Annotated in this window: 15 protein-coding genes; 10 read left to right on the top strand and 5 right to left on the bottom strand. The window is 63.7% G+C overall.

Going from position 1 to position 15,653, the window contains the following annotated elements:
• Positions 1 to 134: 134 nt before the first annotated feature.
• Positions 135 to 2,183 carry an elongation factor G gene (locus ACVMIM_RS29305; RefSeq protein WP_476116208.1) on the bottom strand — a complete coding sequence of 683 codons (2,049 nt, stop codon included), beginning with the start codon at positions 2,181 to 2,183 and terminating at the stop codon, positions 135 to 137.
• Positions 2,184 to 2,404: 221 nt separating this feature from the next.
• A complete protein-coding gene (locus ACVMIM_RS29300) occupies positions 2,405 to 3,934 on the bottom strand; it encodes a putative bifunctional diguanylate cyclase/phosphodiesterase (RefSeq protein WP_476116206.1) in 1,530 nt (509 codons plus the stop codon).
• 290 nt (positions 3,935 to 4,224) lie between these two features.
• Between ACVMIM_RS29300 and ACVMIM_RS29295 the strand changes: the two genes are divergently transcribed.
• On the top strand, positions 4,225 to 4,620 hold the full coding sequence (locus tag ACVMIM_RS29295) for a (R)-mandelonitrile lyase (protein WP_476116204.1): 396 nt from the start codon (positions 4,225 to 4,227) through the stop codon (positions 4,618 to 4,620).
• A 66-nt stretch (positions 4,621 to 4,686) separates the two neighbouring features.
• Here ACVMIM_RS29295 and ACVMIM_RS29290 read toward each other — a convergent pair whose 3' ends face one another.
• A complete protein-coding gene (locus tag ACVMIM_RS29290; RefSeq protein WP_476116202.1) occupies positions 4,687 to 5,889 on the bottom strand; it encodes a pyridoxal phosphate-dependent aminotransferase in 1,203 nt (400 codons plus the stop codon).
• 219 nt (positions 5,890 to 6,108) lie between these two features.
• Here ACVMIM_RS29290 and ACVMIM_RS29285 point away from each other — a divergent pair, with 219 nt between their 5' ends.
• The 3 genes from ACVMIM_RS29285 to ACVMIM_RS29275 all read left to right on the top strand — a co-directional run bounded on the left by ACVMIM_RS29285 (position 6,109) and on the right by ACVMIM_RS29275 (position 8,615).
• Positions 6,109 to 7,008 (top strand): EAL domain-containing protein, encoded by a 900-nt coding sequence (locus tag ACVMIM_RS29285; protein ID WP_476116200.1) that lies wholly within the window; start codon positions 6,109 to 6,111, stop codon positions 7,006 to 7,008.
• Positions 7,005 to 7,883, top strand: a complete 879-nt coding sequence (locus ACVMIM_RS29280; RefSeq protein WP_476116198.1) for an EAL domain-containing protein — start codon at positions 7,005 to 7,007, stop codon at positions 7,881 to 7,883. The genes ACVMIM_RS29285 and ACVMIM_RS29280 overlap by 4 nt, the downstream gene beginning before the upstream one ends.
• A gap of 123 nt (positions 7,884 to 8,006) precedes the next feature.
• The gene (locus tag ACVMIM_RS29275) at positions 8,007 to 8,615 is read left to right on the top strand and encodes a glutathione S-transferase family protein (protein ID WP_476116196.1); all 609 of its coding nucleotides are present in this window, start codon (positions 8,007 to 8,009) and stop codon (positions 8,613 to 8,615) included.
• Positions 8,616 to 8,937: 322 nt separating this feature from the next.
• On the opposite strand, the gene ACVMIM_RS29270 is transcribed toward ACVMIM_RS29275, so the two are convergent.
• Positions 8,938 to 9,150, bottom strand: a complete 213-nt coding sequence (locus tag ACVMIM_RS29270; RefSeq protein ID WP_040996745.1) for a cold-shock protein — start codon at positions 9,148 to 9,150, stop codon at positions 8,938 to 8,940.
• A 267-nt stretch (positions 9,151 to 9,417) separates the two neighbouring features.
• Here ACVMIM_RS29270 and ACVMIM_RS29265 point away from each other — a divergent pair, with 267 nt between their 5' ends.
• A complete protein-coding gene (locus ACVMIM_RS29265; RefSeq protein WP_476116194.1) occupies positions 9,418 to 9,744 on the top strand; it encodes a hypothetical protein in 327 nt (108 codons plus the stop codon).
• A 108-nt stretch (positions 9,745 to 9,852) separates the two neighbouring features.
• On the opposite strand, the gene ACVMIM_RS29260 is transcribed toward ACVMIM_RS29265, so the two are convergent.
• Positions 9,853 to 10,422: a methylated-DNA--[protein]-cysteine S-methyltransferase gene (locus ACVMIM_RS29260; protein ID WP_476116192.1), complete on the bottom strand. Its 570-nt coding sequence runs from the start codon at positions 10,420 to 10,422 to the stop codon at positions 9,853 to 9,855.
• A gap of 165 nt (positions 10,423 to 10,587) precedes the next feature.
• Here ACVMIM_RS29260 and ACVMIM_RS29255 point away from each other — a divergent pair, with 165 nt between their 5' ends.
• The 5 genes from ACVMIM_RS29255 to ACVMIM_RS29235 all read left to right on the top strand — a co-directional run bounded on the left by ACVMIM_RS29255 (position 10,588) and on the right by ACVMIM_RS29235 (position 15,588).
• Positions 10,588 to 11,595: a transglycosylase SLT domain-containing protein gene (locus ACVMIM_RS29255; RefSeq protein WP_476116190.1), complete on the top strand. Its 1,008-nt coding sequence runs from the start codon at positions 10,588 to 10,590 to the stop codon at positions 11,593 to 11,595.
• 38 nt (positions 11,596 to 11,633) lie between these two features.
• A complete protein-coding gene (locus ACVMIM_RS29250) occupies positions 11,634 to 12,188 on the top strand; it encodes a GNAT family N-acetyltransferase (protein ID WP_476116189.1) in 555 nt (184 codons plus the stop codon).
• Positions 12,189 to 12,555: 367 nt separating this feature from the next.
• Positions 12,556 to 13,824 carry an ABC transporter substrate-binding protein gene (locus ACVMIM_RS29245; protein ID WP_476117408.1) on the top strand — a complete coding sequence of 423 codons (1,269 nt, stop codon included), beginning with the start codon at positions 12,556 to 12,558 and terminating at the stop codon, positions 13,822 to 13,824.
• 23 nt (positions 13,825 to 13,847) lie between these two features.
• The gene (locus tag ACVMIM_RS29240; protein ID WP_476116187.1) at positions 13,848 to 14,762 is read left to right on the top strand and encodes a carbohydrate ABC transporter permease; all 915 of its coding nucleotides are present in this window, start codon (positions 13,848 to 13,850) and stop codon (positions 14,760 to 14,762) included.
• Between the two features lies 1 nt (position 14,763).
• Positions 14,764 to 15,588: a carbohydrate ABC transporter permease gene (locus ACVMIM_RS29235; protein WP_476116185.1), complete on the top strand. Its 825-nt coding sequence runs from the start codon at positions 14,764 to 14,766 to the stop codon at positions 15,586 to 15,588.
• Positions 15,589 to 15,653 lie beyond the last annotated feature (65 nt).

Genomic DNA, 15,653 nt, shown 5'->3' with positions numbered 1-15,653 from the left:
CGAACCATTTTTCCGGATGCGGCGGACCAGCCGTTGCCTCCCAGGAAAACGGTCCGCAATAGGAACGGCGTCCGGATCATCCGGACGCCGTTTTCATATTTTCAACAGAAAGTCTGTCAAGCAGGCCGACCTGCTCAGGCGGCTTTGCCGTTGGCGTTCATCGCCTCGTCGGCCAGCCGGCCGGTGAGCTCGGCCATGTGGTCGAAGGTGGCCTTGTAGCTGGCGACGCCGGCGGTCGCCGAGCGCAGCTCGATGATCAGGTCACCGATTTCGGCCTGCGGCATGGTCGCCTCGACAACGTCCCAGCCCGGCCAGCCGGGCCTTGCGTCATAGCCGAGGATCTGGCCACGCCGCTGCGGGATCAGGGCGATGATCCTCGAGGTCGCGTCGGAGGGCGTGACGATCTCGACCTTCATGATCGGCTCCAGCAGGACCGGCGAACAGGCGGCCATGCCTTCCTTCATCGCCAGCTTCGCCGCCATCTGGAAAGCCATGTCGGAGGAATCGACCGCATGGTAGGAGCCGTCCGACAGGTTGACGGCGACATCGACGACCGGAAAGCCGAGCGGGCCTGTCTTCAGATAGTCCCGAATGCCGGTTTCCACCGACTGGATATAGGTTTTCGGCACTACGCCGCCGGTGATGGTATCGGAGAACTGGAAGCCGGAACCGCGCGGCAGCGGCTTGATCTCGATCACCACGTCGCCGAATTGGCCGTGGCCGCCGGATTGCTTTTTGTGGCGGCCGCGCTGCTGCGCCGATTTGCGGATCGTCTCCCGGTAAGGCACCGCCGGAGCATGGCCCTCGATCGGAATCTGGTTCTTGCCCTCAAGGCGCTCGCGCACAACGCGCAGATGCATTTCGCCATGACCAGACAGGACGGTTTCGGCGGAGTCCTGGTTGTGGCGCAGGCTGAGCGATGGATCTTCCTCGGCAAGCCGCTGGATCGCAGCCGACATCTTTACCTCGTCCTTGCGCTCCTTGGGACGAAGCGCGAAGGCAAAGACGGGCTGCGGCGGCTCCAGCGTGACCAGTGGTCGGATGCCGCCCTTGGCCGAGCTCAGCGTCTGGCAGGTCTTGACGTTGTCGAGCTTGCCGAGCGCGACCGTGTCGCCGGCCTTGGCCGATGTCTGCTTGATCTGGTCTTTGCCCAGCATCCTGTAGATGCCTGAGACTTTCGCCGTGTCGCCGTTGGAGAGGAAAAGCTCGGCCGCGTCGGCCAATTGACCGGAAAGCACGCGCGACACCGAAAGCTTGCCGCCATGAGCGGTGTGGATGGTCTTCATCACCTGCACCACCGTCTGGCCGTCCGGCGCGCCAAGGCGCTTCCTCGTCGCCTCGACATCGGGTGCATCATGGCGGATGGCTTTCAACAGGCGCAGCACGCCATTGCCCTTCTCGGCCGCGCCGATCAGCACCGGCGTCACCGCGCCGGCGCGCAGGTCGGCCGAGAGATCGTCGAAGATCGCGTCCTTCGGCGGCTCGATCTCCTCCAGCAGCTGCTCCATCAGGTGATCGTCGTGATCGGCGAGCGTTTCCAGCATGGAGAAACGCGCTTCCAGCTCGCGCGCCTTGTCGTCGTTCGCGATCTCGGTGACCTGGCTTTCGGCGTATTCGCGATAGATGTAGGCGCGTTCCAGCGCCAGATCGATCGAGCCGATGACGATACCGTCCTTGCGCACCGGAATCTGGCGAAGCAGCAGCGGTACCGAGCTTGTGGGCTGCAGCATCTTCAGCGTCTCGCGCACCCCCGCGGTCGCCTTGTCGACCTTGTTGAGGAACAGGATGCGCGGAATGGCGAGATCGTCGAGCTTGCGCATGATGAGCTGGAGCGCCGGGATCTTCTTCTCGTCGGCCTCGGCGACAACGACCGCGAGGTCGCAGGCGGCAAGCACGGGTTCGGCCTCGAAGGCGAATTCGATGGAACCGGGGCAGTCCACGAAGGTGAACTGCTCGCCCATGAAATCGGTGGTGGCGAAGGTCGCCTCGACGCTCATGGCGTGGGCGCGGGCCTCTGGCGAATGATCGGAAACGGTGTTGCCCGATGAGACAGGGTTCTGGCGGGGAATGGCGCCCGTGCGGGCGAGAATTGCTTCGAGAAGTGTCGTCTTACCGCTTGCAAAGGGACCGACTATGGCGATGCATTTCGGTCCCGTGCGTCGTCCTCCGGCGCGAGTACCCATGGCTGAACCTCCACTCAGGCGTTTCCCAAGAGAGCGATCAGCAAAAGTGGAAACCGGTTTGCGTCCGATCGCACCCTATGCAGAGCGGCGGCCGGCCTGTTCGGCCGTCGCGGGCGGGTTTTCACCTCTTCCCAAAACCATCGTCACACGGGTTTGCCGGGAGGGCAAGAAAAATAGGATGTTCGCCGGCTTGGGTCCGGCAGGCCGCCATTTCCTGTTCGTCAGGCTGTGAGGGCGAGCGGCTCGCGGGCGGCGACACACAGCGCGCTTGCCTTGTCGCGCGGCGCCGGCTTGCCGAAGAAATAGCCCTGGAAGCGGCTGCAGCCGGCCGTTCGGGCGAGGGCGAATTCCTGCGCGGTTTCGACGCCCTCGGCGACGATGGAGATTTCCTGGATGCGGGCGATCTGGGCAAGCGCGGAAACGAAGATCTGCGCCACCTGGTCATGGGCGAGACTGCGGATATAGGAGCGGTCGATCTTGACGCTGTCGATGGGCAGCGACTTCAGATAATTGAAGCCGCAATGGCCGGTGCCGAAGTCGTCGAGCGCGATGTGGAAGCCGAGGCCGCGCAGCGCCTCCAGGCGCCTCAGCACCTCGGGCGTCGCGGCCGTCGCCACCGTTTCGGTGATCTCGATGATGAATTGCGATGCCGACCGGCCGGTCTCGCGCAGGATCCGGTCGCACATCGTCACGATCTCGTCGCGCTTCAGCTGTTCGCCGGAGACGTTGATCGAGATGCGCCGTCCGGGAAAATGCCCGATATCGGCGCAGGCGCGCTTGAAGACCCACTCGCCGATCATGTCGATCAGCGTCGAGCGCTCGGCAATCGGAATGAATTCCGCGGGCGAGATCAGGCCGCGCACGGGATGGCGCCAGCGGATCAATCCTTCCAGCGCCTCGACGGAGCCGTCGGGATCGACGATTGGCTGATAGTGCAGTTCCAGCTCGCCGAGATAGATCGCGGCGCGCAGCTCGCGTTCCACCAGCCGGCGATAACGTTTGTCCGACAGCATCTCCTCGTCGAAGACGGTGACGCGGCCGCGGCCACCGGCCTTGCTTTCGTAGAGCGCGAGGTCGGCCAGGAGCATCAATTCGGTTGCATTCGAAGCATGCAACGGCGCAAGCGCGACGCCCACCGAGATCGACAGTGGGACGATCTTGCCTTCATGCCTCTTGCCGGCGCGCATGGCATCCAGCAGCCGGCGCGCGTCCCGGTTGATGAGGGCGATATCGCCATGCGGAACCATGACGCCGAACTCGTCGCCGCCGAGCCGTCCGATGACGCCGTCCTCGAAAATGCGCTGCGCTTCCGCGACCAGATGGGCCAGCGCCAGATCGCCGAACTGGTGCCCGAACGTGTCGTTGAGCTGCTTGAAATGATCGAGGTCGATCAAAAGCAGGCTCGCCTGGCGACGGTTGCGCAAGCCGCCCAACCAGTCGCCCAACGCTTCGATGAAATAGCGCCGGGCCGTGGCTCCTGTCATGGCATCGACAGTAAGGAAGCGATGCTTCTCGGCCTCGGCGTCCGCCGCCGATTGCAGGCGCTGGACAACGCTCGAGCGCATATACATCAGCACCAGAAGCGCCATTAAGGTCGACGTCACCGACACCGCCAGCGCGCCGGTGCGGGAGGTGTTCTCCGTCAGCGCGAAGGCGGCAAGGCCAGTGGCGGCGATGCTCGTTGCGAGCAAAGCCTGGATGCCGCGATAGATACGGCCGCTGTGATCCTTGATTGTCGCCAAGATACTCATGTCCGCGCCCCACAGCACGCGCCATGGCTAGGACCTCAGCCGTTAAAAAACACTGAGCGCGACCGCTGCCGCGCCGCATTCGACAAAGCTTGGCTGCCTGCTCGGGTTTTATGGTTAAAAAGCAACGATTTATGACAGTTTTCTGACACCCTGAAGAGGGCCTTCCAACGCGCGCTCCTGCCTTCGTCGACAATTGCAAAGCCGGTTGCGCTTTCGCGATGCGAGGATGAAACTGCGTTGGACAATGCCGCGCTAGCAGCAGACGTTTGAACTAGACGAGGATCTGAACGATGAAGATCATTGCGTGCGGAGGCGTGCCGACGATCGTTGCGCCTCAGACTTATTTCACGGGGCGGGTGCTGCAGACGCCGATCATCGAGAAGGAAGCGCCAGCGCGGCTGAGAGCCACGCTGGTCAGCTTCGAGCCCGGCGCGCGCACGCATTGGCATACCCATCCGCTCGGACAGACCCTCTATGTCACCGCCGGCGCCGGGCTAGCGCAAAGCTGGGGCGGCGCTGTGCAGGAGATCAGGGCAGGGGATGTCGTTTCCTTCGCACCGGGCGAAAAACACTGGCATGGCGCCGGACAGAAAACAGCCATGACCCACATCGCCATGCAGGAGGCGCTGGACGGCGTCCACGCCGACTGGCTGGAGCAAGTTTCCGACGAGCAATATGGGGGCTGATTAGACTAGCGCTCAACAAAAACCCGGCTCGAAGCTGGGTTTTTCTCGTTTGGCGGCTTGCGCCGATCAGGTCAGTGACGCGGTGAAGCGCTGGATGCGCGTGCAGGCTTCCTCCAGCAAGGCGTCCGACGTGGCATAGGAGATGCGGAAGTTCGGTCCGAGGCCGAAGGCCGAGCCGAACACCACGCCGACCCCTTCGGCTTCCAACAGCTCGGAGCAGAAGGCCTCGTCATTGTCGATCACCTTGCCCGTTTTCGTCTTCTTGCCGATCAGCTCAGCGCAGGACGGATAGACGTAGAAGGCGCCTTCGGGCGAGGGGCAAGCGATGCCTCGCGCCTGGTTGAGCATCGAGACGACGAGGTCGCGCCGGCCCTGGAAGATCGCCTTGTTCTTGGCGATGAAGTCCTGCGGGCCGTTGAGCGCCTCGACGGAAGCCCATTGCGCGATGGTGCAGGCGCCCGAGGTCTGCTGGCCCTGGATCATGTCCATCGCCTTGATGAGCTGCACCGGGCCGGCGGCGTAGCCGATGCGCCAGCCGGTCATGGCATAGGCTTTCGACACGCCGTTCATGGTCAGCGTGCGCTCATAGAGGTTGGGCTCGACCTCGGCGATGGTCTTGAAGACGAAGTCGCCATAGGTCAGGTGCTCATACATATCGTCGGTCAGCGTCCAGACATGCGGATGCTTGAGAAGCACGTCGGCCAGCGCCCGCAGCTCGGCTTCGGTGTAGGCCGCGCCCGACGGATTCGACGGCGAGTTCATCAACAGCCATTTGGTCTTCGGCGTGATCGCCTTCTCCAGCACTTCCGCCGTCAGCTTGAAGCCGTTGTCGATCGAGGTATCGGCGAAGACCGACGTGCCGCCGCAGATCGCCACCATTTCCGGATAGCTCACCCAGTAGGGGCGGGGAATGATGACCTCGTCGCCCGGGTTCAGCGTCGCCATGAAGGCGTTGAACAGGATCTGCTTGCCGCCGGTGCCGACGATGGTCTGCTCCGGCCGGTAGTCGAGATTGTTCTCGCGCTTGAATTTCTTCGCGATCGCCTCGCGCAGCGGCGCGATGCCGGAGACCGGCGGATATTTGGTCTCGCCACGGCGGATCGCCTCGATCGCCGCGTTCTTGATGTTGTCGGGCGTATCGAAATCCGGCTCGCCGGCGCCGAGGCCGATCACATCACGGCCGGCATTTTTCAGCTCGCGCGCTTTCTGCGTCACCGCGATGGTCGCGGAAGGCTTAACGCGGGAAAGGGCGTCGGCGAGAAAGGCCATGACAAAACGTCTCCTAGGAAAAGCGGCCAGGAGCGGCCGCGGCGCCTCTCATGTCGCATCATCGCGCGGAGCGCAAGCATTGTGCGATGAGCCAGAGGTCAAGGAGGCGTGACCAAGGTCAAGCCTGCGTGAGCGGCAACGCTAAATTCATCAACGGCCGGTAAACCCTTGGCTGGCAGGATCGCAGATCGGATTGCGCTATTCGCGGAGCGAGAAACCTTGTCGCGCAGCATCGGGCTTGCCCACATCATCCGTCATGACGACGGCACCTCGACGGGTGTCTGGGGCATCTATACGCTGCAGAGCGCGTTCCAGCCGATCTTCGCCTTCAGGGAGGGCAAGCTTTCGGTCGCCGCTTTCGAGGGGCTGATCCGGCCGTTCCGCGATGGCGAGCCGCAGTCACCGGCGACGTTTTTCGGCACTTGCCCGGCGGCCGACCGGCTACATATCGAGGCGCTGACGCGCACGCTGCATCTTCTGAACGCCGGCGCGTGTCTGCCGGAAGAGGCGTCCATCTTCGTCAATTTCGACCCCTCGGTCTTCACCGATCGCCACATCGCCGACAAGGCGCTGCGCGACATGCGGCTGGTGCTGCACGAAGCCGGCATCGATCCGCGCCGTATCGTCTGCGAGGTCACCGAGCAGAAATCGGCTTCGCAGGAAACGCTTTACGCCTTCGTCGAGGCGCTGAGGGCCAATGGCTTCCGCATTGCGGTGGATGACTACGGCGCCGATGATTCAGACATCACCCGGATCAAGGAACTCAAGCCCGACATCGTCAAATTCGATGCCCATTGGATCACTCATCTGATGGAGTCCGGCGCCGGCTTCGCGCTGCTGACGGCGATGGTGCAAAGCTTCGAGAACCAAGGCATCCGCACCGTCTTCGAAGGTATCGAGGAAGGCTGGCAGTTGGAGCTTGCCGAGAGGTCAGGCGCCTCCATGGTGCAAGGTTATGTGCTTGCCCGGCCGGAACTTGCCCCCACCAGCTTTCGTGTCTTCGGCAAGGTCGCGCGGCAGCCCTCGTCCGAGGCAAGCAAGGCGCAAGTCGCCGCAAGCCCTGCCCCGGCGCCGCAGGGGCGGCCGGCAAGAGTGTTCGGGCGCAAGGTCGCGCCATGAGCCAACAACCAGACAGGAGCCAACAACCAGACAGGCGGCGCAACGTCGCCGAGGCGATCTTCGCCGACGAGATCGGCCTCCAGTTCGGCGTCTATGGCGAGTTCCGGCTGTGGAGCGCCTATCAGCCGATCTTCGCGCCGGAGGGCAAGGCGCTCAGGGCGATTGCCGTCGAGGGACTGATCGAGCCGCGGCGTGTCGCGGAGCCCATGGCCCCGTCGATGTTCTTCGACCGCGTTCCCGCGTCCGACCGGCTGTTTGTCGAAACGATGTGCCGGATGCTGCATCTCGGCAATTATCGCAACATCGGCGCCGAAGGACTGACGCTGTTCTTCAACTACAACCCGACCGTCAACGACCATCTCGGACGGGCGCTCGCCGAGATCCGGCTGATGACCAGGCATCTCGGCGATTTCGAGCTGGAGCCCGGCCTGCTGGTCTGCGAGATCACCGAACAGGCGGCGGACGACCGTGTTCTTGCCAGCCTGGTGCGTGAAATGCGGCGCGACGGCATCCGCATCGCCATCGACGATTTCGGCACGGGACATTCGACCGAGGCCCGCATCAATCTGCTTGCGCCCGACATCGTCAAGATCGATGGCGCCTGGTTCGGCGAGCTCTGCCGCCACGCCGCCGCCGAGCGCTTCTTCCGGCCGCTGGTGGCGATGCTGCACGAGCGAGGCGCCAAAGTGCTGGTCGAGGGCATCGAGAACGCACGGCATTTGCGTGTCGCGCTCGAGGGCGGCGTCGACCTTTTGCAAGGTTTCCATCTCGCCCGTCCGGCGCTTGCCGGCACGATCTTCAACGAAGAACCGCTCTCCATTGACGCCCTGCTCGGCGCCAGCAACAAGGTTGTGCCGCTGCATCAGCATCGCTGATGCCCCACCAAAGAAGCCAAAAGACGCATCAGCGCCGCTGATGGTTCTTCTCAAAAACAAATCATTGGATGAGGCCCGACCCCTGCGCTAGAGCCTCCTGGCATGACGCGAGAGGTAAGAGGCATGATCCTTTACGACATGGCCGATAGCGGCAATTGCTACAAGCCGCGGCTGCTGATGGCGAAGCTCGGCATTGCCTTCACCCGGGTCGAGGTGAGCTCGCATACCGGCGAAACGCGCAGGCCCGACTACCTTGCCAAGAATCCGAACGCGATGGTGCCGATGCTCGAGCTCGACGACGGCAGGCGCATCGCCGAGAGCAACGCCATCCTGCTTTATCTTGCCGAGGGCACACGCTTCCTGCCGGCCGACAAATATGAACGCGCGCTGGCTTACCAATGGCTGTTCTTCGAGCAATACAGCCATGAGCCCTATATCGCGGTGCGCAAGGCGCTTTTGACTTTTCCGGAACGGGCGAAGGACGCCACGCCGGAACGGCTGGCGCTGACGCTGGAGCGCGGCAACAAGGCGCTCGGCGTGATGAACCAGCATCTGGAGCGGAACGAATTCTTCGCCGGCAGGGCCTATAGCGTCGCCGACATAGCTTTGTACGCCTATACCCACACCGCCGGGATGGGCGGCTTCCAGCTCGACGTCTATCCGGCCGTCGTCGCCTGGCTGAAGCGGGTCGAGGCGGATAAGGGACATGTGCCGATCGAGTGGGTGCCTTGAGCCGCGACGTTGGGGATTAGCGAAAGCGTCCCTTCTCCCCGTGAACGGGGAGGAGGCCAATCGCCTAAATCCAGACAACAAAAAAGGCGGGCATTGCCCGCCTTCCTGTTGCCGGTAGCCTGATCGGGAGCGTTCGGTCCGGGCTGGCAGCTATCTGCTGTTCCAGCTTGTCGGCTCTTTTCGCTCCGGCGCGCTTATCGCGCGACCGTCAGTACATCCGTGACTTGCCGCGCGCCCTGAACCTTCGCCCAGTGCGCGCCTTGCTCACTCGCATTTCGCGGCGCTTGGCGGTTAAGCCAGGCCGCAAAATGCTCAAGCCAAATCAGGCTGCCTTGCTCAGAGACCCAGCGGCGGACTTGCCGGTGCGGCGGTCCTGCTCGATCTCGAAGTTGATCTTCTGGCCTTCAGTGAGGCTGGTCATGCCAGCGCGCTCGACAGCGGAGATGTGGACGAAAACGTCCGCGCCGCCATTGTCAGGCTGGATGAAGCCGTAGCCTTTGGTGGCGTTGAACCACTTGACCGTACCAGTTGCCATATAGAATGCCCTTCGCATTTGCTTTTGTTTGACCGAACCAACGTTCGGCCGGCGGTATCGAAACTTTGGAGATAGACGTCAGCAAACGCGAAGATCGCGGCCCGATCGATCGGCCAAATTCAATGCTGCGGATATAGGATAGTTTGAGCAAGAAAACAAGACGGATTGCCTGAAGGCCGCTCGACGATAGCCCAACCGAATGGAAATTTTGACAGGGGCCACACGTTGTGAAGGGATGAGATGCTTGCCGTTCCAAGGAGGGGAACCATGAAGATAATCATGCTTGCCGCCTGCTTCCTGTCGCTGGCTGCGGAGGCGCAAGCGGTGTCGCGCTATGATCCGACGCGCATGAGCTGCGACCGGGTGCGGGCGACGATCGCCAGACAGGGCGCCGTCATCCTGCGCTACCAGTCGGCGCGCGTGCCGGGGCTGCCGCTCTACGACCGCTATGTGCGCGACGAGCGCTTCTGCAACGCGGGCGAGGTGAGGGCGCGCGCCTATGTGCCGAGCGCCGACACCCGGTCATGCATGGTCTATGTCTGCAAGCGTCCAGATTTCGAGCGGCGCTTCCGCCGCCGGTTCTTGCAAGATTAGAGCGGTTCGGCGTTTCCGTGAAACGCAGAACCGCTCTAATCTTCTTTATCTGACGCAATTCCGGACGGAAAACCGCTATGCACTTTTCCTGGAATTGCTCTGGTGCTCTCAGAATCCGAACGAGGCCTGCGCGGCCGGCGGCGGGCCGAGGCGAACGCCTTCCATGACCAGCATTTTCTCCTTGGTGGCCGAGCCGCCGGGCGCCGAGAAGCCGCCGATCTTGCCGCCCGCGGCGAGGATGCGGTGGCACGGGATGACAAGCGGCACCGGATTGGCGCCAAGCGCGGCACCTGTCTCGCGAGCGAGCCCGGCATGGCCGGCGCGCTTGGCCAGTTCGCCATAGGTGGTGGTCTCGCCGAAGCGGAGCTTGCGTGCGGCATCGTAAATGGCAAGCCGAAAGTCATCGACGCCGTCGAGGTCGACCGGAACGCCGGAAAAGTCGACATCCTCGCCGGCCGCGTAGGCTTTGATCGAGGTGATCAGCTCGACCACCCATTGCGGCTGATCTGTCGACCTTGAGACACCGGGGTGGCGGAACAGCCGGCGCTCGACCGCTTCGCGGCTGCGCTCGGGCAGGCAGAGCCGGATCAGGCCCTTTTCGCTCCAGGCGATGCCCATGAAGCCGATCACTGTTTCTAACACTGCGTGGCCGGCCGTGATCTGAGATGCGGGTTTCAAGGCCTATTCCCTCCGCAAAACGGTGAAAAAGGAGTACATATCCGGAACAATATGGCATTTCCGCCCTGTTATCGCCACCCGAAAACCGCGCGGTGACCCCGATTGCCGGGTGTGAATCGCTGGTGTAAGGACTCCTTAACAACCGACAAACCGGACCCACACGGCTTGCCAGCTAAAATCATATTCACCGCGCTCGGCGTGCTCGTTGCAGTAGCCGGTCTCAGCGGTTGCACCTCGACCTCGCAGATCAAGGCCGCACCCGCGCTTGCGGAGGCATCGACCCCTGCTGTCGCGGACGACACGCCGACCCTTGCCCTGCCGGAAACGGTGGCCGTGCTGCCGGAGCCGTCGGGCCTCGCGCAAGTGCAGACCGCGGCGCTGGCCGGCGATGCCGTCGCCATGGCGACCATACTCGGCGCGCCGGCGACGCAAGGCGCGCTGGCGACGCAAGGCGCGCCGTTGCCGCCGCCTGTCCAGCCCGGCGCGCCCGCCGCGGCGCTGGCTCAGCCCGCGGCCTTCGCCGGAGCGACGCCGATGGCTGGCCAGTTTCCACCGCCGCCGGTGCTGACCGCCGGCGGCTCGCCGACCGGTCCCGGATCCATCAAGCAAGCGGCATCCATCAAGCAGGCTGCGGTCTATACAACCGCGGGCGTCGCCATGCCCGTCACCGGCCAATCGGCGAAAGTCGCCCCCATGCCTGGCGTCCAGCAGGTTGTCTATGTCGCGCCGGACAACCCGGCGCTGCTTGCCGCACCCGGCCAGCCCGAGCAGCATGCCAGCGGTCCGCGCGCCGAGATCGAACGGCTGATCGAGAAATATTCGGCGATCTACGAAGTGCCGGTCGAGCTGGTGCGCCATGTCGTCAACCGCGAGAGCACCTTCAACCCGAAAGCCTACAATCACGGCCATTGGGGGCTGATGCAGATCAAGCACGCGACGGCGCGTGGCATGGGCTATGACGGACCGGCGGCCGGCCTGTTCGACGCCGAGACCAATCTCAAATATGCGGTGAAATATCTGCGCGGCGCCTGGCTGGTTTCGGGCGGCAACGCCAAGCGGGCCGACACGCTCTACCAGACCGGCTACTATTACGACGCCAAGCGCAAGGGCTTGCTCGAGGCGACGGGCCTTGGCGCCGACCGCAAGCGGCGCCGCTTGCAACCCGACGCCTGAGCCGACGGGTCAGGTCGCGCGGCGTTCGAGACAGCGCCATGCATGAGAACCCGACGCCCCGTCCGCCGGCTCCCAACGACATCCGCCTGCGCAAGCTGCTCGACGATACGCTCACCGCGCCGCATTGGCCGGAGGGCTTCGGCATGCGCGCGTTCGAACACCGCGACACGTTAGCGACGGAGCATGATGTTGCCCGAAAACCGCTTCACACTTTTCGGCATCATGCTCTGGCGCTCCACGCGCTGCTGGAGGAAGTGTTCGATGACGGCATCGACGGGCCGTTCGACGAGTGGTGGCCGCGCATCGCGGGCGACGCCGAATTCGATCCCGCTCTCTGTTTCCTGGTGATCGACGGCAAGGGCCTGCTGGCGGGCGCGGCGCTCTGCTGGACGTCCGGTTTCGTCAAGGACCTTGCCGTCCATCCGCAGTCGAGACGGCAGGGTATCGGCGAGGCGCTGATGCGGCATGTGTTCCTGACGTTTCGCGAGCGCGGGGCGGCCCATGTCGATCTCAAGACCAATATAGTGAAGAACAGCGCGGCCTTCAGGCTCTACGAGCGGCTCGGCATGATCCCGATCGACTGGGAAGGCTGACGCCTCCGGCATTGTGAACTCTTTCACATAGGCTGACGTTAGGGCATGCTAATGCCTCGTCGTGCCGGGCGGCCGATCGGCGGATCGACGCTGGCAAGGCGTCGGAGGCGGCTGTGCCGGCATGCGTCAGCCACTCCCAGGCGGGCTCCGGGGCGGGGGTTTCGGAGCCCGTCCGCTTTTGCGTGAAGCGAGATGGAAGGATTGAGGCACCGACGCGGTCGAGCCGACCGAGATCGGGTTCTCCGCCCGCCGGGCTGGTCAGCGCGCACAAGCGCGGGGAACCCTAAGCGACGTCGCGCATTCAACGCAGGGGCCTTGATGAGCCGCGGCGCCGAGACGGCGACGCCGGACGCCGAGGGAGGTCCACATCCCCACGAAATTTGTTTCAGCGTTCCTTGCCTTGGCCGCCGCCGTTCTGCTGGCCACGGCTCAAGCGCAAGCCGTGCAACTATCGATCGTGTCGGGCGATACCGGCAACGGCATCAAGGTGCTGCGCGAGATACTCGACCGTTACGAGAAGAAGAGCGGTAACAAGGTCGACATCGTCGTCATCCCGCCTTCGACCACCGACCAGTTCGGCCAATACCGGCTCTGGCTTGCCGCCGGCAGCAGCGACATCGACGTCTACCAGACCGACGTCATCTGGGCGCCGCAGCTTGCCAGCCAATTGGTGGACCTGACGGAGGCGACCAGGGATGTGGTGGGCGAGCATTTCCCGTCGATCATCCAATCGCAAACGGTCAATGGCAGGCTGGTCGCGCTGCCGATCTTCACCGACGCGCCGGCGCTCTACTACCGCAAGGATCTGCTCGACAAATATGGCGCCAAGGTGCCGACCACCTGGACGGAACTACAGGACACCGCGAAGCTGGTCATGGACAGGGAGCGGGCCGCCGGCAACAAGGATCTCTGGGGCTATGTCTTTCAGGGCAATGCCTATGAGGGGCTGACCTGCAACGCGCTCGAATGGGTGATGTCGAATGGCGGCGGCGGGATCATCGAGCCGGACGGCCGCATCTCCATCAACAATCCAAAGGCGGCGGCGGCGCTCGATAGGGTCAAGGGCTGGATCGGCACCATCTCGCCGCCGGGCGTGCTCGCCTATCAGGAGGAGGAAGCGCGCGGCGTCTGGCAGACCGGCAATGCGGTCTTCATGCGCAACTGGCCCTATGCCTATGCGCTCGGCAACAGCGAGAATTCGCCGATCAAGGGCAAGTTCGACGTGGCGCCCCTGCCGTCCGGCGATGGCGGGCATCCGGTCGCGACGCTGGGCGGCTGGAACCTTGCCGTGTCCAAATATTCGAAGCATCCCGATGCGGCGATCGACCTGGTCAAGTTCATCGCCTCGCCCGAGATGCAGAAATACCGGACGCTGAAGACGTCCAACCTGCCAACCATCGCGGCGCTCTACGACGACCCCGACATCGCCCGGCAGCAGCCGATCGTGCCGCGCTGGAAAGAGATCTTCCTCAACGCGCAGCCGCGTCCCTCGGCGACCGCCAGGATCAAATATAACGAGGCATCGAGCCAGTTCTGGACGGCCGTGCACAATACGATCTCCGGGAACGGAGCGGCCGCCGACAACCTGGCCGAACTCGAAGCGAGGCTGAACAGGCTGAAAGGCAAGGGCTGGTGAGCGCGGCAAGGCGATCGCCGCTGATGCGCCGGCGCGTTCGCACGGCATGGCTGTTTCTGACGCCGATGCTTTTCGTGCTCGCCGTCGTCGCCGGCTGGCCGTTCCTGCGCACGGTCTATTACAGCTTCACCGATGCGTCGCTGGCCGATCTCGACGCCCGGCGCTGGGTGGGCTTCGACAATTATTTCTCGGTGCTGCGACTGCCGAGCGGCCGGGTGCTCTATGACGGGTTGCTCGTCAATCCGGTCTGGTGGCGCGCGGTGTGGAACACGGTGCGCTTCGCCGTGGTGTCGGTGGCCTGCGAGACGGTGCTGGGCATGATCGTCGCGCTTACCCTCAATGCGGAATTCCCGGGGCGCGGCATCCTGCGGGCCGCGATCCTCATCCCTTGGGCGATCCCGACCATCGTTTCGGCCAAGATGTGGCAGTGGATGCTCAACGACCAGTTCGGCATCATCAATGTCGTGCTGCTCAATCTCGGCCTGATCGACACCAAGATCGCCTGGACCGCCAGCGCCGACACCGCGATGATCGCGGTGCTGATCGTCGATATCTGGAAAACGACACCGTTCATGGCGCTGCTGATCCTGGCCGCCCTGCAGATGCTGCCGCGCGAGATTCTGGAAGTGGCGAAGCTCGATGGCGCGAGCCCATGGCAGATCTTCTGGCGCGTGACGCTGCCGCTCATCCGGCCGGCGGTGATGGTGGCGGTGATCTTCCGCGCACTCGACGCGCTGCGCATCTTCGACCTGATCTATGTGCTGACGCCGAACAATGTGCAGACCAAATCGATGTCGATCTTCGCGCGCGAGAACCTGTTCGAGTTCGACAAGTTCGCTTATGGCTCGGCCGCCTCGACGCTGCTTTTCCTGATCATCGGCCTGCTCACCATCGCCTATATCCGGCTTGGACGGCTGAGTTTCGACGGAGGCCGCTGACATGAAAATGCTGAAGCGCGCCGCCTTCTATCTGCTGCTCCTGGCGATCGTCTTCGTCGCGGTGTTTCCGTTCTACTACGCCATCGTCACCAGCCTGAAATCGGGAACCGAGCTGTTGCAGGCGAGGCTCTGGCCGGAAACGTTCAGCCTCGCCAATTACCGCAACGTGCTGACGGAAGGTCCCTTCCTGCGCAATCTCGTCAATTCGCTCATCGTCTCCGGCGCGGTCGTGGCGATCTCGCTGCTCATCGGCGTCACCGCGGCCTATGCGCTGTCGCGCATCCGCTTCCGCGGCCGCTCGGGGCTGATGCTCGCCATCCTGTCGGTGTCGATGTTTCCGCAGGTTGCGGCGCTTGCCGGGCTGTTCGAGATCATCCGGGCGCTGCATCTCTACAATTCGCTCTTGGCGCTCATCCTGTCCTATATGATCTTCACGCTGCCGTTCACCGTCTGGGTGCTCACCACTTTCGTGCGCGACCTGCCGGTCGAGATCGAGGAGGCGGCGATCCTCGACGGCGCCGGGCCGTGGACGATCCTCATGCGCATCCTCCTGCCGCTGATGTGGCCGGCGCTCGCCACCACCGGGCTGCTCGCCTTCATCAGCGCCTGGAACGAGTTTCTCTTCGCGCTTACCTTCACCTCCACCAACACGCAGCGCACCGTGCCGGTGGCGATCGCGCTTCTGTCGGGCAATTCGCAGTTCGAGATCCCCTGGGGCAACATCATGGCCGCCTCGGTGATCGTCACCGTGCCGCTGGTTGTGCTGGTGCTGATCTTCCAGCGCAGGATCGTTTCCGGCCTGACCGCCGGCGGGGTGAAGGGATAGGCACAGACGCCGACGCAACCGGCTGGCCCACCCAGCGTTGGAAGTCTCTGAGGGATCATTCCGGA

The organism is Mesorhizobium sp. USDA 4413 (genome assembly GCF_056280365.1).
The sequence above is the reverse complement of the archived record's forward strand: the minus strand, read 5'-3'. Positions and strand labels throughout refer to the sequence as shown.